The 17,867-nt window shown below is 58.5% G+C and carries 21 protein-coding genes; 8 read left to right on the top strand and 13 right to left on the bottom strand.

The genetic code is table 11. The features are described from left to right. Positions 1-6: 6 nt before the first annotated feature. From OKC31_RS09090 to OKC31_RS09035, 12 genes are all read right to left on the bottom strand, one after another. Positions 7-1,911 carry a BglG family transcription antiterminator gene (locus OKC31_RS09090; RefSeq protein WP_270656780.1) on the bottom strand — a complete coding sequence of 635 codons (1,905 nt, stop codon included), beginning with the start codon at positions 1,909-1,911 and terminating at the stop codon, positions 7-9. A gap of 106 nt (positions 1,912-2,017) precedes the next feature. Then, positions 2,018-2,758 carry a 2-dehydro-3-deoxy-phosphogluconate aldolase gene (gene dagF / locus OKC31_RS09085; protein ID WP_199427822.1) on the bottom strand — a complete coding sequence of 247 codons (741 nt, stop codon included), beginning with the start codon at positions 2,756-2,758 and terminating at the stop codon, positions 2,018-2,020. Beyond that, positions 2,758-3,873, bottom strand: a complete 1,116-nt coding sequence (locus OKC31_RS09080) for a DgaE family pyridoxal phosphate-dependent ammonia lyase (protein ID WP_270656779.1) — start codon at positions 3,871-3,873, stop codon at positions 2,758-2,760. Before OKC31_RS09080 ends, dagF begins: the two co-directional genes overlap by 1 nt. Next, positions 3,857-4,996 (bottom strand): amidohydrolase/deacetylase family metallohydrolase, encoded by a 1,140-nt coding sequence (locus OKC31_RS09075; protein ID WP_247823585.1) that lies wholly within the window; start codon positions 4,994-4,996, stop codon positions 3,857-3,859. The genes OKC31_RS09080 and OKC31_RS09075 overlap by 17 nt, the downstream gene beginning before the upstream one ends. 42 nt (positions 4,997-5,038) lie before the next feature. Then, positions 5,039-5,689 (bottom strand): DUF4310 family protein, encoded by a 651-nt coding sequence (locus OKC31_RS09070; protein ID WP_005341755.1) that lies wholly within the window; start codon positions 5,687-5,689, stop codon positions 5,039-5,041. Positions 5,690-5,700: 11 nt separating this feature from the next. Further along, positions 5,701-6,477: a DUF4311 domain-containing protein gene (locus tag OKC31_RS09065; RefSeq protein WP_005341754.1), complete on the bottom strand. Its 777-nt coding sequence runs from the start codon at positions 6,475-6,477 to the stop codon at positions 5,701-5,703. Positions 6,478-6,516: 39 nt separating this feature from the next. After that, entirely contained in the window at positions 6,517-6,813 is a 297-nt protein-coding gene (locus OKC31_RS09060) for a DUF4312 family protein (protein ID WP_019444839.1), read from the bottom strand. Then, the gene (locus OKC31_RS09055; protein WP_005355141.1) at positions 6,813-7,178 is read right to left on the bottom strand and encodes an SFCGS family glycine-rich protein; all 366 of its coding nucleotides are present in this window, start codon (positions 7,176-7,178) and stop codon (positions 6,813-6,815) included. Before OKC31_RS09055 ends, OKC31_RS09060 begins: the two co-directional genes overlap by 1 nt. Before the next feature lie 17 nt (positions 7,179-7,195). Next, positions 7,196-7,555: a transcriptional regulator gene (locus OKC31_RS09050; protein WP_199427825.1), complete on the bottom strand. Its 360-nt coding sequence runs from the start codon at positions 7,553-7,555 to the stop codon at positions 7,196-7,198. Positions 7,556-7,869: 314 nt separating this feature from the next. Beyond that, positions 7,870-8,997: an outer membrane-stress sensor serine endopeptidase DegS gene (gene degS, locus OKC31_RS09045; protein WP_270656778.1), complete on the bottom strand. Its 1,128-nt coding sequence runs from the start codon at positions 8,995-8,997 to the stop codon at positions 7,870-7,872. 109 nt (positions 8,998-9,106) lie between these two features. Continuing rightward, positions 9,107-10,468 carry a Do family serine endopeptidase gene (locus OKC31_RS09040; RefSeq protein ID WP_005336295.1) on the bottom strand — a complete coding sequence of 454 codons (1,362 nt, stop codon included), beginning with the start codon at positions 10,466-10,468 and terminating at the stop codon, positions 9,107-9,109. An 81-nt stretch (positions 10,469-10,549) separates the two neighbouring features. Next, positions 10,550-10,930, bottom strand: a complete 381-nt coding sequence (locus OKC31_RS09035) for a YhcB family protein (protein ID WP_100646900.1) — start codon at positions 10,928-10,930, stop codon at positions 10,550-10,552. 140 nt (positions 10,931-11,070) lie between these two features. Here OKC31_RS09035 and zapE point away from each other — a divergent pair, with 140 nt between their 5' ends. From zapE to OKC31_RS08995, 8 genes are all read left to right on the top strand, one after another. After that, the gene (gene zapE, locus OKC31_RS09030; protein ID WP_227272908.1) at positions 11,071-12,165 is read left to right on the top strand and encodes a cell division protein ZapE; all 1,095 of its coding nucleotides are present in this window, start codon (positions 11,071-11,073) and stop codon (positions 12,163-12,165) included. A gap of 266 nt (positions 12,166-12,431) precedes the next feature. Beyond that, the gene (gene rplM, locus OKC31_RS09025) at positions 12,432-12,860 is read left to right on the top strand and encodes a 50S ribosomal protein L13 (RefSeq protein ID WP_005336289.1); all 429 of its coding nucleotides are present in this window, start codon (positions 12,432-12,434) and stop codon (positions 12,858-12,860) included. Positions 12,861-12,875: 15 nt separating this feature from the next. Next, positions 12,876-13,268: a 30S ribosomal protein S9 gene (rpsI, locus tag OKC31_RS09020; protein WP_005336286.1), complete on the top strand. Its 393-nt coding sequence runs from the start codon at positions 12,876-12,878 to the stop codon at positions 13,266-13,268. 295 nt (positions 13,269-13,563) lie between these two features. Continuing rightward, complete coding sequence (petA, locus tag OKC31_RS09015) at positions 13,564-14,154, top strand: ubiquinol-cytochrome c reductase iron-sulfur subunit (protein WP_040068840.1); 591 nt, start codon at positions 13,564-13,566, stop codon at positions 14,152-14,154. A gap of 2 nt (positions 14,155-14,156) precedes the next feature. Beyond that, positions 14,157-15,374 (top strand): cytochrome b, encoded by a 1,218-nt coding sequence (locus tag OKC31_RS09010; RefSeq protein WP_040068842.1) that lies wholly within the window; start codon positions 14,157-14,159, stop codon positions 15,372-15,374. Continuing rightward, complete coding sequence (locus OKC31_RS09005) at positions 15,371-16,105, top strand: cytochrome c1 (protein WP_110303993.1); 735 nt, start codon at positions 15,371-15,373, stop codon at positions 16,103-16,105. The genes OKC31_RS09010 and OKC31_RS09005 overlap by 4 nt, the downstream gene beginning before the upstream one ends. An 87-nt stretch (positions 16,106-16,192) precedes the next feature. Next, the gene (sspA, locus tag OKC31_RS09000; RefSeq protein ID WP_201943706.1) at positions 16,193-16,822 is read left to right on the top strand and encodes a stringent starvation protein SspA; all 630 of its coding nucleotides are present in this window, start codon (positions 16,193-16,195) and stop codon (positions 16,820-16,822) included. Beyond that, entirely contained in the window at positions 16,819-17,244 is a 426-nt protein-coding gene (locus OKC31_RS08995) for a ClpXP protease specificity-enhancing factor (RefSeq protein ID WP_005336278.1), read from the top strand. The genes sspA and OKC31_RS08995 overlap by 4 nt, the downstream gene beginning before the upstream one ends. 43 nt (positions 17,245-17,287) lie before the next feature. Here OKC31_RS08995 and dolP read toward each other — a convergent pair whose 3' ends face one another. Continuing rightward, positions 17,288-17,866, bottom strand: a complete 579-nt coding sequence (gene dolP, locus OKC31_RS08990; protein WP_005336277.1) for a division/outer membrane stress-associated lipid-binding lipoprotein — start codon at positions 17,864-17,866, stop codon at positions 17,288-17,290. Between the last annotated feature and the right edge of the window lies 1 nt (position 17,867).

Here is a 17,867-nt window from a genome sequence, read left to right as displayed (position 1 = left end):
TTTATGTTATGAACCGGTACGCGCCAGTGCTTTGAAGCTGGCAAAATCGCGACAAGCCAGCAAATTCTTGCTGGCTTTTTCGTTCATCAGTGCCAGAAACAGGTCGTAGAGACCCATCGCCTCCTCGTAGTCGGCCTTGCTGATGGCCAGCACGACGATGAGCGTCGCGATTTCTCCGTTGCCCCAGTCGATCCCCTGCGGGGCCAGTACGGTGTAAACCAGAGTGCGGCGCGCCAGCAGACCGAGGGAGTGGGGCAGGGCGATCCCTTCTCCCAGCATGGTGGAGACGATCCGCTCCCGCTCCCGCAGTGAGGCTCTGAAGCCGCTCTCCACCAGGTCTTCCGCCTCCAGCTGATCACAGATACGGGCAAACAGTTCGGCCTGGCTGAGGGGGCCGTTGACCACCATGAAGTGGTCGGCATCGAAATATTTGTCGAGCATGTAGGGGCGGGTGCGGTCGATCAGCACCAGCTTGCCAAGCTGCTCCAGCTGGTATTGGGTCGGGAAGGGGGCAATGAGTACCACGGGGGCGTTTTTTTCGTTCACCTTGACGGTACTGATGACAAAGTCCTGCGCGATCTGCGCCAGACCTTCGTAATCCCGCACCGATTCAAGTGTGGTCAGCTGCAACTGGGGATACTCCCGCTTGATGCGTGCTTCCAGCACCCGGAAGGTGGCGTTGCCCGCATCACAAAGCAATAGCGCCTGCGGGCGGCGGGTATAGCCGATATCGTAATGGCGCTCCAGCCCGACCCCGATATGGATCACCAGATAGCCGATCTCGTGGTGGGTCAATCGGTAGGGGGTCTGCTTGATCCACTCCGAAATGGCCGCCAGCGTAATGTCGTAGGCGAGGGGGTAGTACTGCTTGATGTGATCGGCCAGCGGGTTGTGGTTGCCAATCTGGTATTTAACCCGTAGCAGCATGGCGCTGATATGGGTTTGTAGGTCGGCCCGCAGCTGTTGGTCGCCTCGCAGGTCGTAAGGGTAGTGTTGATGAATGTAGGCCAGCAGATGCTCCACCAGCTGTTCGCTCTCGGCGGCCATCGCCGGGCTGAGCTGGGGAGTATCGGCAATCAGGCGCGCCTGGATTTGGATGGCGAGACCGGCGATCTCGTCCTCTACGGGGGGCGTCAGGGTGGGCAATACCGCATATATATCGCGAGATACTGCCAGCAGCGGCAGAGTCAGATCCTCGCTGGCGAAGTGGCGCAACTCGTGACCGGATGCCTGACGCAGCAGGGCAACGGCGCAGTAGATGGCGAGCTGCTGCAAGCTCTCGTCAGCGAGACGCAGCTGATGTCGGGCAAGCTGGGCATGGATGTGATTGCCCACTACCTCCATCGTCTTGCTGGGGCAAAGGTTGGGCAACAGAGTTTGCAACTGGTTGTTGTGCAGCAACTCCTGATAGAGCAGTTGGGTCAAACAGGCACGGATCGCCGTCTCCTCCCCCTGAATGCGCATCCCCAGGCGGGGTTTGCTCTCAACGCTGAGCCTGAAGTGGCTGAGCTGCTCGCGGACTTCCGCCATATCCCCCTGCAGTGCCGCCCGGCTCAGATACCAGGTATCAGCCAGCTCATCGAGCTTGATCCCCTGCTCTGCCGTCAATAGCAGGATCTGCAGGTGCAGCACCCGCTCCCGGCTGGTGCGTGGCAGGCCGCTATCCTGACCCTGGGCCGCCAGCAGAGCGTCGAACAGTCCCTGATTGTAGATTTTCAGCTGGTAGCCGCTGCCACGCTGGTGGATCAGGTGAGCGCCGTGGGTGGCAATCAGTTCGTTGAGGGTCGCCACATCGGTGCGCACCGTGCGGGTGGAGACATTGAGGCGGCGAGCCAGCTCCTCCTGTGGCAGTGGTTCGGCATGGAGCTGGATCAGCAGTTGATGGAGCCTGGGGTGGGGCAGCTTGATCATAGGGGGTATGCAAGACTCCTGTTGCGAGATAAAGGGTCGATGTTAACAAGTGGGTCATCAACAAGCCAGGCACCGGTCAGTGATTGAACCGGCGCCGTGACTGCCATCAGGCCAACAGTCGTTTCACTATGGCCAGCAGAGCGCGCACATCCTCGGGGCGAGTGTGCCCGTTCGTGTTATCTATGATGGAACTGTAGACGTGCGGGATCACCTTCTCGACTCCGGCGTCCAGCGCAATCCGGACTATCTCCTCGAAGTTCTCCAGATCGATGCCGCCGGTGGGCTCCAGCCAGAAGCCGTGGCGGGCACAAGCCTCGGCCACTGCCTGATACTCGTCGCGGCAGGCCAGCCCACCCATGGGGAAGAACTTGACCGAGCTGCCGCCCATGTCCTTGAGCAGGGCAATGGCGGTATCGATGGGCACTATGCCATCGGGCTGCCCGGCGCTGAGTGGACCGGTGGAGATCTTCACCATGCCCGGCATGCCGGTAGGGGAGATCAGCCCGTTGACCAGTGTCTCTGACTGGCCGAGCAGCGCCCGGCTGGCGCCGACACCGGTGAACACCTGATTGACGTGCTGGGGCTGCAGCTCGCAGGCCAGTTCGGCCACCATGGCGGATTGACGCGGATCACCGGCCCCCAGACCGATGGAGAGGGCGTTATCGATAAGCTTGGCGTACTCCTTCATATCGGCAACTGCGGAGGGAATATCCGGGTAGTTTTTGGAGAGCACGCCGACCAGCACGTGGCCTTCGGCTGCGTCGTATACCTCGACGGCATTCTCCTTGGAACCTGCCAGCACGTTGAGACAGACCCGATCACGGTAGTAGTTGGGGGTAAGGGACATCAGCGATTCTCCTGAACGAGGTTGGCAATGGCGGAGTGGATTTGGTCGAGCTGGGGCACGGTGACGCTGCGCACATCGATCTCGATGTGCCCCTCGTTGGCCTTGTAGCCGCGGCAGTAGATGGCAGGCGTGCCCTGTTGCAGACGGCTGACGACCTGCACTGTGGTCATGCCGATCTTTTGGTGGTCAAAAGCGATATCGGTGCGGGCAATGTCGCGTCCTGCGCTGTCCCATACCACCTTGGCGGTGACGCCGGGCAGCTGGTTGAGGCGCTCGATAAAGGGGCTCATCTTGGCGACCATGGCGGCTCCGCTCTCTTTCTCTTTGGCCAGATAGCGCTCGATGGCGTGGGTCAGGCCGAGGATACCCTCCTTGCCCACCTTCATGGCGCGACCGATACCATTGGCCTGCTGTTTGACCCACTCCACGTACTGACGCTTGCCGAGCACCAGCCCGCTGGTGGGCCCTTCAATGGCCTTGGCGCCGCTGTAGATGACCAAGTCCGCACCCTGGTTGTAGTAGAGGCGCAGATCCTCTTCGGCAGCCGCATCGACGATGAGCGGGAGCCCGTGGGTCTTGGCGACCTCGGCGGCCTCGGCCACCGACAGAATGCTCTTCTGCACGCAGTGGTGGGACTTGATATAGAGGATCGCAGCGGTGTTGGCATTGATGGCGGCTGCCAGCTGGGAAGGGGAGCACTCGTTGGCGTAACCGGCTTCCACTACTTTGCCGCCACCCAGATTGACCATGGTACCGACCGGGGCGCCGAAGTTGACGTTATGCCCCTTGGGCAGCACGATTTCGCTTGGCACGTCATGGGGGTGGGCATGCAGGTGCTCGAGGCGGTAGGGGTCGCCGCGCACTATCACGGCGGCCACTGACTGGGCGATGCCGGCGCTGGCACACGAAATGACCACCGCATCTTCCACATCCAGCAAACCAGCCAGGTAGGCGCCGGTCTTGTTGACCAGATCCTTGACCTCGAAGTAGTGGCCCAAGCCGAAATTGACCGCATCGACCACCTCCTGCTCGGGGGTGGAGACGCCGAGAATGGTCATGCGCCCGGAGGCGTTGATCACCGGTTTGAGCTGATATTTCTCATAAACAGAAGGCATGGTGTGATTTCCCATAGTGAGTCAGAACCAGTTCGCCACCGACCAGAACGGCGAGAGGCTGCAGTTGTTGGTCACCGCTGCGAGACTGGGCTTCGGTATCCATAAACAGGGTCGGGCCGCTGGCGACCTCGAACAGGGTCAGATCGGCATCGGCGCCCACCTCAAGCCGTCCCTTGCCGGAAAGGCGCAGGGCATCGGCGGCCTGATGGGTGACGCAGGCGAGCACCTGCTCCAGCGTCATGCCGATGGCGAGAAACTTCGACATCACGTGGGCCAGACTGTAGACCGGCCCCTTGATGCGGTTCTTGCAGTAGATGTCGGAGCTGATGGTGCGGGGCAGGATCCCCTGCCGGATAGCCAGCTCCGCCACCTCGAAGCTGAAGCTGGCGCCGCCGTGGCCGATGTCGAGCAAGAGGCCCCGTTTCATCGCCTCGCGCACCGCGACCCGCAGCTCGCCAGCCGGAGTCAGGATGCGGTTGGGCTTGCCGTTGAAGCAGTGGGTCAGCAGATCGCCATCCCCCAGCAGAGCGACGATCTCGTCCAGATCCGGTGGCGTGTTGCCCACGTGCACCATCAGCGGCAGCTGGTCGTGAGCCTGTTGCAGCGTCTTGGCCATGCGCAGCGGTTGCAGACCGTTTTCTCCGACCACGCTGCCGCTCATCCGCGCCTTGATGCCGACAATAAAGTCGGGGTAGCGGCGAATGGCTGCCGAGGCGAGATCCATATCGAGGTCTCGGCTATCCGCCAGCTCGTTCTGGCGCAGCAGGCCGATGCGGGAGATGTTGAGCAGGGCATGCACCCGGGTCTTGCAGCCCGCAGCGATCTGCTGGAAGTCATCCACATCATCGGCTCCGGTGCTGCCGGCGTCGATGACGGTGGTGACGCCGGACTCTACGCCCACCTTGTCCGGCTCATCGTGATAGATCGGGGAGGCGGGGTAGCAGTGGGTGTGGCTGTCGATCCAGCCTGCGCTCACATGCACCCGGCCGCCGAGATCCAGGATCTGCCGCGCCGTTGCCATCTCCGGCAGGGAGCCGATGGCAGCGATTTTGCCCTCCCTGATGGCAATATCGACGAGCTGGCCATCTCCCAGGCGCCCCGCTTTGATGATGATGTCGTACATGCTGATAACCTCTGGCGAGCCGCCCCGCAGGGCGGCTGGTACTTACACAAGGGCGACCGGGAAGAAGGTACCCAGCAGCATGGCTCCCAGGATGGCACCGCCGGTGATGGGCTTGCCCCATACGTAGAACAGCAGCGCACCCAGCAGGGAACCGATACCGATGGGAATGGAGGCGCCCATGGCGGAGAGGATGATGAGGGGGCCGAGGAAGCGGCCAGAGCTGTTGCCAGCACCCATCATCACGTCAGCACCGTAAGTGGAGTTGCTCTGGTTGATGGTGAACTTGCGCGCCAGAATGATGATGTAGCCGATGGCCAGACCAATCCCCATACCGGTTGCCAGCGAGGCACCGAAGTTTTCCACCGGATAGACGATGCCGGCTCCCAGCAGCAGGGCTGGCACTCCGAGGCCGACCCCGGTCTGGATGGCTCCGCCGATATCCAGGATCCCCACCAGGGATCCCTCGATGATGCGGGCGAACAGGAAGCTGGCACCGAACGCGGCCACCGCGCCGTAGGCACCCGTGTCCATTCCGGCTTTCAGCATGGCGACGAAGGCTACCTCGTTGAAGGCACCAACCCCGTACAGATAGAACATGTGGGTACCGGCAAAGACCCCGGCCGAGAGCAGGCCGACGAAGATGGGGAAGGACCAGTCGGCATACCAGAAGTTGTTTTTCAATTTCTCATCCATGGTGTGACCCCTTATTTGCCGCTCAGCAGGTTATGGACGTTTTCCAGCCATAGGGGGACGCCCATATGGAAGGATTCAATCAGTTTCATGTCGAAGCCGCGGAAGAAGCCGCTCAGCACGAACAGCAGGACGATGGCTGCCATCATCACCTTGGTGACATGGTTCCAACCGCTCTCTTCCACACCCTTGCCGATCAGGATGCCGAGCACCAGACCCGGTACCGCGTTACCCATGATGAGCTGTGCCAGACCGCCGAAGATGGTGGCCCAGAAACCGGATTTCTTGCCCGCCTCGATGGCTGCGAGCCAGAAGATCACCGGCATGACGGTGTTGACCAGCAGGTTGGCGGCCGGTACCAGCACCTTGACCGCAGTGACCTGCAGGGCGGCCGGGACGGCTGCGGCCGTGCTGTTGAGGAAGGCAACCACGATGGCACCTATGATGCCGCCAGCGATGGCCATCTTTTTCGGGTCGTGCAGAGTGGTGGCGAGATCCCGATTTTTGAACAGCAGTGCCGCCGTGGCCCAGTGCGGGATGATGCGGTGATCCACATCCTGGGTGAAGGCGCCGGCCGCCACGGTCGAGGCCCAGGCGTTGAAGAAGAAGCCCAGACCAAACGAGAAGTGAGAAGCGGGATCCCCCTCGCAGGAGTTAAGTTCGCCCAGGGTGCGGAAGGCACCCATACCCTGTACGGTCGGGGCGTGGAACATCCGCGCCGCGCCGGCCCCCACCCCGACGCCAACCAGGCCGCCAATGATGAGTGACTTGATAAAAATGATTAGAAACATCCAACGTATCCTTCTTGTGGGGTTGTGCCTGCGCAGGCATCACACCTGGGTGAATGTCACCTTGGCGACATCCAGACTGGTGACCTGAACCTTGATCTCCAGCTGGACGCGGTATTCGCGGCGCTGGCGCGGCAGGAAGAAGAACAGGAACTTCTCCACCCGGACCGACTCCTCGGCTTTGAGCACCTGTACATCGACCGGCTCAATGCGCAGCAGTACCTGCTGGTTGTCCTTGAGCAGTGTGGGTTGCACCTGGCTGAGGGCGGAGGCAAACGCCTGCTGGCGGGTCGTCCCCTTGCCGTTGACGATGACCTGGGTGGTGAAGTTCTCTTTCATCAGGCGCGTCCGTGCTTCTTGGCGAAGGCTTCGACCAGCTTCTGGCCCAGCTCTTCCTTGTCCATGAAACCGAAGCCCAGCACCACGCACCCTTCGTTGATGGCGGTGACGCCCTCTTCAACAGAGCGCATGCCGTAGCGGCACTTGTAGCCGTATTTGGTCTGGGCGGTGATCGCCCCGGCGCCGCCGCTGCCGCAGAAGGAGATGCCGAGATCCGCCTGCTCCTTGTTCATCACGTCGCCGAGCTTCATGTCAGCGGCCATGCCGGGGATGATGGTCACGTTGGCCCCGGCAGCTTCCGCGCCTGCCCCCACTTTCTGACCCTTGCCGAGACGATCTCCGATTACGAGTTTGATGGCTGTCATATCGATTTCTCCTTGAGTTACGGGTTCTGCACCGAGCTGAGTTCGTTTTCTTTGGCGACTTCAAAATGGACGGACAAGAGGTGTGCCTCCTCATAAGCAAGCTGATCCAGCCAGCTGACGACCTGTTCGGCGAGACGCAGTGAGAGGGGGGAGATCTCTTCAAACAGGCTGAGGTCAACTTCTGGCAGGGGCTCGCCGCTGTGGGAGCGCCACACCATGGCTTTGACATGGGAGGCCAGCATCTGCCGTTGCACCTCGTTGGGGATGATGCCCTGTTCGACCAGCAGGGGATAAATGCGCGCGAGGATATGATCGGTCTGGCGCAGCAACTCCGGGCTGTTCGGGGTCAGGGTCTGGTCGTGAGTCTCTGTTTGCAATGTCTGCTCTCCAAGGCTGGCAGAAGGTATGGCGTTACCCTAAGCCTGCGCGTCGATGTGGAGGAGGCAGTGTTTTTCCGATTCGAAGCGGAAATTCCTGAGGAAATGGCCCCGAAGTGATCGTTTGGATACTGAAAAGGTAAAAAGAGTGCTTATTGAAGCTGGTTTTGTGTGATCGGTAGCGCACAAATCGGGGGGCGGGGGCAGGGCAAGCGTTGCGGGAAACTGTGAGTCATCTCACGGTAAGAGACGTTGCCGAGAGGGCAGATATGGAAAAGGGCGGTTTCCCGCCCTTCTCATTAAAAGGAGTGACGCTAGCTGGCTGACGCGGCGCTCGAGCTGCTGGCCATCCGCTTCTGGTAGCGCAGGTCTTCTTCTATGGTGACCACCACTTCCAGCGGCTTGCCGGAGCGGAATACCGAGATGGTCAGCTTGGTGCCGGGGCGGCTCTCGACAATCTTGTCCATGGCGCTGCGTACGCCACTGATGGCCTCTCCGTTGATCTTGAGCAGCACATCTCCTCGCTGCAGGCCACCTTTGGCCGCCGGGCCGTTGGGATCCAGACTCTCTACCACCAGACCACGCAGGTCGCCGAGGTTCATCATCCGCGCGACTATGGGGTTGATCTCGACGCTGGAGATCCCGAGGTAGCCGCGGATCACCCGGCCGTTGGCGATCAGCTCATCCATGATCCGTTTTGCCAGCCGGTAGGGGATGGCGAAGCTGATACCGTAGCTCTCCTGATTGCCGTTGAGGTGATAGGTGGCGGTGTTGATCCCCACCAGATCGCCACGGCCGTTGACCAGCGCGCCACCCGAGTTGCCCTCGTTGATGGCGGCATCGGTCTGCAGCAGATCCTGACGGCCATTGCTGTCAGGTCCCATGCTGGAGAGGCCGGTACGGCCGGTCGCACTGATGATGCCCTGGGTGATGGTCTGGCCGACGTTGTAGGGGTTGCCGATGGCGAGCACCACATCCCCCACTTCTGGCAGTCGCTCGGGATCCTGCGGGATCACCGGCAGGTTGTCTGACTCGATATAGAGCACGGCGAGGTCGGTGAGCTGATCGGTTCCGACCAGCTCGGCGCTGAAGACCCGGCCATCCTGCAACGCGACGATGATCTGGTCGGCATCGGCGATGACGTGGTAGTTGGTCAGCACATAGCCGCGCTGATTCATGATGACGCCGGAACCCAGCCCTTGCGGGCGCAGTTCCCCCTGATTGCCCTGATTGGGGGCAAAGCTGCGGGTATAGATGTTGACGACGGCAGGGCCTGCCCGATGGGCGGCATAGGAGAAACTCAGTTCACGGGCATTGGTGATGATGCCGGGCAGTTGGGCACCACCGCGAAACTGGGGAAACAGCAGCAACAGCAGCGCCGCGACGGTCAATCCAAAACCGACAGACTTGCCCAAGTAACTGACTAAAGGGGGGATTTTCATGTCATTCTCATCCGTACAGGCTGCGCGCAGAGAATAACACTATCGATGGATAAAAATCACCCGCGGTGAAGGCCGCGGGTGATAGAGGGGTTGGCGAACAACTTGAGCGTTAGCGGATCACCAGATAGAGCGAGGAGTCGCCGCGCTGGATGTTGAGTGCCAGCACGTCAGGCTTGTTCTTGAGCGCCTTGGTCAGCTCGCCCAGGGTGTTGATGCGCAGGCGGTTGACCCCGATGATGATGTCACCCTTCTGCAGGCCGGAAGCAGCTGCCGGAGAGCGAGGATCAATGTCGGCCACCGCAACACCGGAGACCGGGTCGGTAGTGGTGCTCAGCTTGGCCCCTTCCAGTGCCGGATGCAGCGCGCTGGCGCGTACTTCGCTGTCATCTGCCTGCTTCAGGGTCACTTTGGCAGTTTGTGACTTGCCATCGCGGATCAGTCCCAGTTCGACCTGCTTGCCAGCGCCCATGGTAGCGATCTTGGCGCGCAGCTCACCGAAGGAGCGAACCGGTTTGCCATCGATGCTGACGATGATATCGCCAGCCTTGATGCCCGCCTTGTCGGCCGCCGAATCAGGCATGACCTGATTGACGAAGGCTCCATCCTTCTTGTTGTAGCCGAAGGTTTTGGCTATGTCGGAGGTAAGCTCGGTGCCGGTAATACCCAGCTGGCCGCGACGCACTTCACCGTACTTGACGATCTGCTCGGTCAGATCCCGCACCATGTTGGAGGGGATAGCAAAGCCGATGCCGATGTTGCCGCCGTTCGGGCCCAGAATCGCGGTGTTGATACCGATCAGCTCGCCACGCAGGTTGAGCAGGGCTCCGCCGGAGTTACCGGAGTTGATGGCCGCATCGGTCTGGATGAAGTTCTCCAGATTCTCGATGTTGAGGCCGCTGCGACCCAGCGCACTGACAATACCGGAGGTGACGGTCTGGCCCAGCCCAAACGGGTTGCCGATGGCCAGCGCATAGTCACCTACCCGCAGCTCATCGGAGTCGGCGAACTTGATCTGCACCAGATCCTCGGCCTTGATTTGCAGCAGGGCGATGTCGGACTGCTTGTCTTCACCGATCTTCTTGGCCGCGTACTCACGACCATCCTTCAGGTTGACCTTGATCTCGTCCGCCTCGTGCACCACGTGGGCGTTGGTGATGACGTAACCCTTCTTGGCATCGACGATGACACCGGAGCCGAGCGCCTGGAACGGCTGCTCGCTCACCTGTTCATCGGGCATGTTGGGGCCGAAGAAGAACTTGAACTGTTCCGGCAGACGCTGACGGGTAATTTTTTTGCCAGAAACCGAGATATTGACCACCGCCGGGGTGACCTGTTCGAGAACAGGCGCCAGGCTTGGCATCTCCTGATTTGAACCTAACAGGGAAGGCAGTGCAGCCTGAGCAGGGGCCGCAGACATGGCGATACCGACACTGAGGGCTAGCACACTGAGCATGGAAAGAGGTTTACGCATATGAAAAACAGCTCCCAGAAAAAGTTGCATTGCAATCGTCAAGGTCAGACCACGGGACTGGCCAATTAGTTCCGCGAGGAACTAGTTTGGTTGCTTGAGCAGTCCGGAAGAGGCGCCAGCATAGTCGCGAGGCGGAACGCCCGGCTCTTCTGCCACATTGGCAGGGGCTTCTTCTACCAATGACTCGCGGAACAGCGGTTCCTGCGCCTTGGCCAGGAATTTGCTCTGCTCGGCCATGTGGCGATAGAGGGTCTGATACTGCTCGGCCAGTTGCTCCATCAGGGCAGCACTGTCGGCGAAGTGGGTGTTGATCTGGCCCTGATAACTCTCGAGCTCCTTGTGGGCCTTCTTCAGTTCCTGTTCGAGACGGCCAGCATCGCGGCTACGTACCGAAAAACGGCCGAGAACGACACCGATAATCAAGGCCGTGACAGCCAGCAGGATCCCAGTTAACAGACTCATAGATGCTCCTTGTTACAGCTAAAACAGAGTGGGTTTATGCGGTCGTCATAACCGCCATGCCTTGATGGCACTATACCGTGCGTCCTGAGGCCGTGATACCATTTTGTCCTCGATTCAGGGACTTGGAGAGGCGCTCAAGGATGACACCGCAGCAAAAATACCAGCAGGATCTGCTGCGCCCCGGCTTTGTGGCCGACCCCGCGCAGGGGATGGCCATTAGCAGGCTGGAGCGACTGTATCAGGATTTGCTACGGCGCCCGACTCCGACCAGATCTCGAGGGCTGCTGGGTTGGCTGCAAAAGCCCAAGCCGCCGGAGCCCGTCCTCGGTATCTATATGTGGGGCGGAGTGGGCCGAGGCAAGACCTGGCTGATGGATACTTTTTTCGACAGCCTGCCTGGGACGCGCAAGATGCGCAGCCATTTCCACCGCTTCATGCACCGCATTCACGATGAACTGCAGGGGCTGAGCGGGCAATCCGATCCCCTCAAGCTGGTGGCCAGCAAGCTTGCCAGCGAGACAGACATCATCTGTTTCGACGAATTTTTTGTCTCCGACATCACCGACGCCATGTTGCTGGGTACGCTGTTCCAGGAGCTGTTTGGTCACGGTGTCGTGCTGGTTGCCACTTCAAATATTCCGCCGCAGGATCTTTATCGCAACGGGCTGCAGCGAGCCCGTTTTCTGCCAGCTATCGAGCTTATCGAGCGTCATTGCGAGGTACTTAACGTGGATGGCGGTATCGACTATCGCCTGCGTACGCTGGAACAAGCCGAGATTTATCACTGCCCGCTGGATTTGCAGGCAAAAGCCAATCTTGACCACTATTTTCAGCAATTAACCGGCGGACACTCGGCTTGCGAGGGGACGTTCGAGGTCAATCATCGTCAGCTGACGTCGCTCGGGATGGGGGAAGGGGTGCTCTATATGGAATTTGAGCAACTTTGTTGTACTCCCCGCTCCCAGAACGACTATATCGAGCTGGCCAGGCTGTTCCATACTGTTCTGCTGGCCAATGTGCAACCAATGGGCACAGGCACGGATGACGCGGCTCGCCGCTTCATTGCCATGGTTGATGAGTTCTACGAACGGCACGTCAAGCTCATCATGTCGGCGGCGGTTCCCATGGCAGAACTCTACGGCGAAGGGCTGCTGAATTTCGAATTCCAACGCTGTCTTTCACGGCTTAAGGAAATGCAATCGCACGAATACCTTGCCAGAGTGCACCTTCCTTAGTCACAATACCGCGCCTGCCAGTCGGATGGGCATCTGCGGCAGGTAGGGCCGGGCGACATTTGCTGGTTTCATGGCAGTGAAATTAGCAGGTGATATTTAAGGCAACTTCACTTATAATCGCCCGGCCCACGTTACAGCTGTCGATAAGACAGCAACACTTTAAGCTTTACTTGTATTCGAAGGGGTACAGGTAGGCCATCGTTTGTTGTTTGTGGGAGAGCCCCCATAAGCAATTGGGTCTGTAACAGGTAATTGGGTTTAACTTAATGAAAACTTTCGTTGCCAAGCCAGAAACCGTAAAACGTGACTGGTACATTGTGGACGCAGAAGGTAAAACTCTGGGTCGTATCGCAACCGAGATCGCTGCTCGTCTGCGTGGTAAGCACAAAGCTGAGTACACTCCGCACGTTGACACCGGTGATTACATCATCGTTGTAAACGCTGAGAAGGTACACGTAACCGGTAAGAAATTTACCGACAAAATGTACCACGCTCACTCCGGTTTCCCGGGTGGTATCAAGTCAATCAGCTTCGACAAGCTGATTCAGCGTAAACCGGAAATGGTAATCGAAGCAGCCGTCAAAGGCATGCTGCCGAAAGGTCCTCTGGGCCGTGCCATGTTCCGTAAACTGAAAGTTTACGCAGGCGCCGAGCATGCTCATGCTGCTCAGCAACCTCAAGTACTGGATATCTAATCGGGAACTGGCAACATGGCAGAAAATCAATACTACGGTACCGGCCGTCGCAAAAGCTCCACTGCTCGCGTATTTATCAAAGCGGGTAGCGGCAAGATCGTAATCAACCAGCGCTCCCTGGAGCAGTACTTCGGCCGTCCGACTGCCCGCATGGTAGTTCGTCAGCCGCTGGAACTGGTTGAGATGACCGAGAAACTGGACCTGTACATCACCGTTAACGGTGGTGGCATCTCCGGTCAAGCTGGTGCGATCCGCCACGGTATCACTCGTGCTCTGATGCAGTACGACGAAACCCTGCGTTCCGAACTGCGTAAAGCTGGCTTTGTTACTCGTGATGCCCGTAAGGTTGAGCGTAAGAAAGTTGGTCTGCACAAAGCTCGTAAGCGTCCGCAGTACTCCAAGCGTTAATTCGCTTTTGGTACTCACTCTTTCGAGTGTCAAAAAAGCCTGGCAACTGCCAGGCTTTTTTTATTGGTAATATTACCGACATCAATGCTAACCACGCGTCACAAAAGACAAAAAATTGTTTCTTTATTGTTTTCATTGCTCACCGCTCTTTCTTGTCAAGTTGTTATCTTTTCTTTAAAATTTCCCCTGTTTTCTGTGGCAATTGTAAATCCAGCTTCCGCCGCTGTTGTCACGGAAAAAATGGGGAACAGGGACACTATAAGAATGTGCGGAGTCCACATGGGAGAGTTTTTGGATGAGCAATGCGCCAGTTGATACCGGTCGCCGCAGATTTCTTACCTGGTCAACGGTTGCCGTTGGTGGGGTAGGAGCTGCGTTTACCGCAGTGCCGTTTATAAAGTCATGGAATCCGAGCGCCAAGGCCAAAGCAGCCGGTGCGCCGGTTGAAGTCGATATCAGCAAGTTGGAACCGGGTCAGCTCATCCGTGTCGAGTGGCGAGGCAAGCCTGTCTGGGTGGTGAAACGCACCAAACAGACGCTGGATGCCTTGGCCGCGCATGATGACAAGCTGCGGGATCCCTCATCTGAAGAGCCGCAGCAGCCTGACTATGCCCATAACGGGTACAGATCGATCAAGCCCGAAATTTTTGTCGCGGTCGGTATTTGCACCCACTTGGGGTGTTCACCTTCCTATCTGCCTGACAGCTTTGGCGAGCAGGTGCAGGGCGTTACGTCCGGCTTCTTCTGCCCGTGCCATGGCTCCAAGTTCGACATGGCCGGCCGTGTGTTCCAGGGGGTGCCTGCACCGCTGAACCTGGTCATTCCGCCCTATCAATTCATTAATGACACCACCATCCTGGTCGGTGCCGATGGCAAGGAGGCCTGACCATGTTGAGTAAACTGATGGGCTGGATCGATTATCGATTCCCGCTCACGGCCATGTACAACGACCACATGGCCAAGTATCCGGCACCGAAGAACCTGAACTTCTGGTACTTCTTCGGCTCGCTGGCCATGCTGGTGCTGGTCAACCAGATCATCACCGGTATCTGGCTGACCATGAACTACAACCCCTCTGCGGAAGGTGCGTTTGCCTCCGTGGAGTACATCATGCGCGATGTGGAGTACGGCTGGCTGCTGCGTTACATGCACTCAACCGGTGCGTCTGCATTCTTCATCGTGGTCTACATGCACATGTTCCGCGGCATGATCTATGGCTCTTATCAGAAGCCTCGTGAACTGCTGTGGATCTTCGGCATGCTGATCTTCCTGGTGCTGATGGCAGAGGCCTTTATGGGCTACTTGCTGCCCTGGGGCCAGATGTCATTCTGGGGGGCTCAGGTCATCATCTCGCTGTTTGGCGCCATTCCGGTCATCGGTGACGATCTGACCCTGTGGATCCGCGGTGACTACGTGATCTCCGGTGCGACCCTGAACCGCTTCTTCGCGCTGCACGTCATCGCGTTGCCGCTGGTGCTGGTGATGCTGGTTGCCATGCACATTCTGGCGTTGCACGAAGTGGGCTCCAACAACCCGGATGGTATCGACATCAAGAAGCACAAGGACGAAAACGGCTGGCCGCTGGATGCGGTGGCGTTCCACCCTTATTTCACCGTCAAGGACATGATCGGTGTGGCGGGCTTCCTGTTCTTCTTCTGCGCCATCATTTTCTTCAAGCCGGATATGTGGGGTTACTTCCTCGAGAAGCCGAACTTTGAAGTGGCCAACGGCCTGAAGACTCCTGCTCACATCGCGCCTGTGTGGTACTTCACTCCCTTCTACGCGATTTTGCGTGCCGTACCCGACAAGCTTCTGGGCGTCATCATGATGGGCCTCTCTATTGTGGTGTTGTTCCTGCTGCCTTGGCTGGATCGCTGCAAGGTGCGTTCTGTTCGCTATCGCAGCAAGCTGCACAAGCTTAACATCGCCCAGTTCGTGGTCTGCTTTATCATCCTGGGGGTGCTGGGTGTACTGCCGTCGACGCCGACCCTGACGCTGGTTGCCCAGATTTGTACCTTGGGTTATTTCGGTTTCTTCGTGCTGTTGTTCTTCTACAGCAAAAACGAACGCACCAAGCCGCTGCCGGAGAGGGTTACATTTAAATGAAAAAAATAATATTTGCAGTGCTGACCCTGCTGCCATCACTGGTGTTTGCCAATGCTGGGGCCGTGCATCTGGACAAAGCCAATTATGATCTGAGCGACAAGGCATCCCTGCAACGTGGAGCTGCCACCTTCATGAACTATTGTGCAGGCTGCCACTCTACCCAGTATCAACGCTACAACCGGGTTGCTGCCGATCTGGAGATCCCCGAGGAGTTGATGAAGGAGAACCTCATCTTCACCGGCGCCAAAGTGGGTGATCTGATGAAGAGCGCCATGTCCGAGAAGGATGCCGCCAAGTGGTTTGGTGCGCCGCCCCCCGATCTGACTCTGGTTGCCCGGGTGCGCGGTGCAGACTGGATCTACACCTATCTGCGTTCCTTCTACGTGGATGAGACCCGTCCGTTCGGGGTGAACAACGCCGTGTTCCCGTCCGTGGGCATGCCCCATGTGCTGGAGCCGTTGCAGGGAACCCCCCGTGCAGAGTTCGCTACTCACACGGTCGACGGAGTGGAAACCCAGCAGGTTGTCAGCATCAAATCTGACGGTAATGGTGAAATGGATGACGAAGAGTATGATCAGACGGTACTGGATCTGGTAAACTTCTTGGTCTACTCGGCTGAACCGGTACAACAGGAGCGTGAACGCATGGGCTTCTGGGTGCTTGGTTTCATCGTGATCTTCTTCATCTTCACTGTGCTGTTGAAGAAGGAATTCTGGCGCGACGTTCACTAAGCGACCAGATCCGGGTAATATAATGCACGGCAATGAAGACCAAGATGCTTCATTGCCGTTTCTGCTTTTTAATGACGGGAGGGTTCAATGGCTGTAGCTGCCAATAAGCGTTCGGTAATGACGCTGTTTTCCGGTGCCAACGATATGTTCAGCCATCAGGTGCGTATTGTCCTGGCGGAGAAGGGTGTTAGCGTGGATATCTGCCAGGTTGATCCAGCCAATCTGCCGGATGAGCTGGCCGAGCTGAACCCGTACAACTCTGTACCGACCCTGGTTGATCGTGAGCTGGCACTCTACACCTCGCGCATCATCATGGAGTATCTGGACGAGCGCTTCCCGCATCCGCCCCTGATGCCTGTTTACCCGGTTGCCCGCGGTAACAGCCGTCTGATGATGCACCGCATCGAGCTGGACTGGTACTCCCTGGCCGACAAGATCATGGCCGGTGCCGATGCTGAAGCAGCACGCAACGAACTGCGTGACAACCTGCTGGCCATCGCGCCGATCTTCGGTGAAATGCCCTATTTCATGAGCGAAGAGTTCGGTCTGGTGGATTGCTACATGGCACCGCTGCTGTGGCGTCTGCCGAGCCTTGGCATCGACCTGACCGGTCGTGGCGCCAAAGAGCTGAAGGCCTACATGGTTCGTCTGTTCGAGCGTGAGTCCTTCCAGGCTTCCCTGACCGAAGCCGAACGCGAGATCCGTGCTGGCGTATGAGCATGGAACCGACAATGACACCGAGCCGCCCGTACTTGTTACGGGCGTTCTTTGACTGGTTGCTGGACAACGATCTGACCCCTCATCTGGTGGTCAACGTCAACATTCCCCATGTGATGGTGCCGATGCAGTTTGCTCAGGACGGGCAAATTGTGCTGAATATCGCGCCCCGAGCCGTGATGCAATTTCACATGGATAACGAAGCAATCAGCTTCAGTGCCCGCTTTGGCGGGGTCTCCCAGCAGGTTTACATCCCGATGGCAGCCGTACTGGCTATTCATGCCCGGGAGAACGGCGTGGGCACCATGTTCCCGCCTGAGCCGGGTTACGATATCTGGCTGGAGCAGGCTGAAGCGCCGGTGGAGCCTGAGCCGGAACCGCCGCGTCCAAGCGGTCGTCCGACCCTGAAGGTGATCAAATAAAAAACGCAGCCGATTGGCTGCGTTTTTTTATGTGCGGTCGGGCTTAGTTCTGGGCGAACTCGAAGGCCTTGATCACGCGCTTCACGCCAGTGACATGGCGGGCGATGTTGACTGCCTGCTCTCCCTCCTGACGTGTCACCAGACCAATCAGGAACACCTCGCCGTTCTCGGTGACCACCTTGACCTTGGTGCTGTCGAAATTCTTGGTGCCGAACATGTCGGCTTTCACCTTGGAGGTGATCCAGGAGTCATTGCTGCGAGTGGTGAAACTGGCAGGTTGGCCGATGCGCAATTCGTTGTAGACGTGGCGAACCCCTTCGATGCGACTGACAATTTTGCCCGCCTCAATCTTGTAAACGTCAGAAGGTGTCTGTCCGACCAGCAGGACGCGGCCATTGTTGCTGTAGACGCTGATCTTGCTGGCTGCGCTGAGTGGTTTGTTGTCGGCCAGCAGATTGGCCGCTTTCAGCTCGATGGTCTGGTCATCCCACTGCGCGCCCAGCGTCCGGCGATCGCCAGAGGCCTTGGCAGTCCCTGCGGCGCCGCCAACAACCAGGGCTGCGCAGCCTTGCAGCAGCAGGGTGCTAACCAGCAGACCGAGCAGGATAGTGTGCTTTTTCATG

Origin of the sequence: Aeromonas sp. Y293-4, assembly GCF_027705905.1 — a bacterium.
Classification (GTDB): Bacteria; Pseudomonadota; Gammaproteobacteria; order Enterobacterales; family Aeromonadaceae; genus Aeromonas; species Aeromonas veronii.
The sequence above is the reverse complement of the archived record's forward strand: the minus strand, read 5'-3'. Positions and strand labels throughout refer to the sequence as shown.

What these genes read in the sequence shown, in the direction of transcription:
- OKC31_RS09090 (WP_270656780.1), bottom strand. Translation starts at nt 1,911, where the DNA reads ATGATCAAGCTGCCCCACCCCAGGCTCCATCAACTGCTGATCCAGCTC.
- dagF (WP_199427822.1), bottom strand. Translation starts at nt 2,758, where the DNA reads ATGTCCCTTACCCCCAACTACTACCGTGATCGGGTCTGTCTCAACGTG.
- OKC31_RS09080 (WP_270656779.1), bottom strand. Translation starts at nt 3,873, where the DNA reads ATGCCTTCTGTTTATGAGAAATATCAGCTCAAACCGGTGATCAACGCC.
- OKC31_RS09075 (WP_247823585.1), bottom strand. Translation starts at nt 4,996, where the DNA reads ATGTACGACATCATCATCAAAGCGGGGCGCCTGGGAGATGGCCAGCTC.
- OKC31_RS09070 (WP_005341755.1), bottom strand. Translation starts at nt 5,689, where the DNA reads ATGGATGAGAAATTGAAAAACAACTTCTGGTATGCCGACTGGTCCTTC.
- OKC31_RS09065 (WP_005341754.1), bottom strand. Translation starts at nt 6,477, where the DNA reads ATGTTTCTAATCATTTTTATCAAGTCACTCATCATTGGCGGCCTGGTT.
- OKC31_RS09060 (WP_019444839.1), bottom strand. Translation starts at nt 6,813, where the DNA reads ATGAAAGAGAACTTCACCACCCAGGTCATCGTCAACGGCAAGGGGACG.
- OKC31_RS09055 (WP_005355141.1), bottom strand. Translation starts at nt 7,178, where the DNA reads ATGACAGCCATCAAACTCGTAATCGGAGATCGTCTCGGCAAGGGTCAG.
- degS (WP_270656778.1), bottom strand. Translation starts at nt 8,997, where the DNA reads ATGAAAATCCCCCCTTTAGTCAGTTACTTGGGCAAGTCTGTCGGTTTT.
- OKC31_RS09040 (WP_005336295.1), bottom strand. Translation starts at nt 10,468, where the DNA reads ATGCGTAAACCTCTTTCCATGCTCAGTGTGCTAGCCCTCAGTGTCGGT.
- OKC31_RS09035 (WP_100646900.1), bottom strand. Translation starts at nt 10,930, where the DNA reads ATGAGTCTGTTAACTGGGATCCTGCTGGCTGTCACGGCCTTGATTATC.
- zapE (WP_227272908.1), top strand. Translation starts at nt 11,071, where the DNA reads ATGACACCGCAGCAAAAATACCAGCAGGATCTGCTGCGCCCCGGCTTT.
- rplM (WP_005336289.1), top strand. Translation starts at nt 12,432, where the DNA reads ATGAAAACTTTCGTTGCCAAGCCAGAAACCGTAAAACGTGACTGGTAC.
- rpsI (WP_005336286.1), top strand. Translation starts at nt 12,876, where the DNA reads ATGGCAGAAAATCAATACTACGGTACCGGCCGTCGCAAAAGCTCCACT.
- petA (WP_040068840.1), top strand. Translation starts at nt 13,564, where the DNA reads ATGAGCAATGCGCCAGTTGATACCGGTCGCCGCAGATTTCTTACCTGG.
- OKC31_RS09010 (WP_040068842.1), top strand. Translation starts at nt 14,157, where the DNA reads ATGTTGAGTAAACTGATGGGCTGGATCGATTATCGATTCCCGCTCACG.
- OKC31_RS09005 (WP_110303993.1), top strand. Translation starts at nt 15,371, where the DNA reads ATGAAAAAAATAATATTTGCAGTGCTGACCCTGCTGCCATCACTGGTG.
- sspA (WP_201943706.1), top strand. Translation starts at nt 16,193, where the DNA reads ATGGCTGTAGCTGCCAATAAGCGTTCGGTAATGACGCTGTTTTCCGGT.
- OKC31_RS08995 (WP_005336278.1), top strand. Translation starts at nt 16,819, where the DNA reads ATGAGCATGGAACCGACAATGACACCGAGCCGCCCGTACTTGTTACGG.
- dolP (WP_005336277.1), bottom strand. Translation starts at nt 17,866, where the DNA reads ATGAAAAAGCACACTATCCTGCTCGGTCTGCTGGTTAGCACCCTGCTG.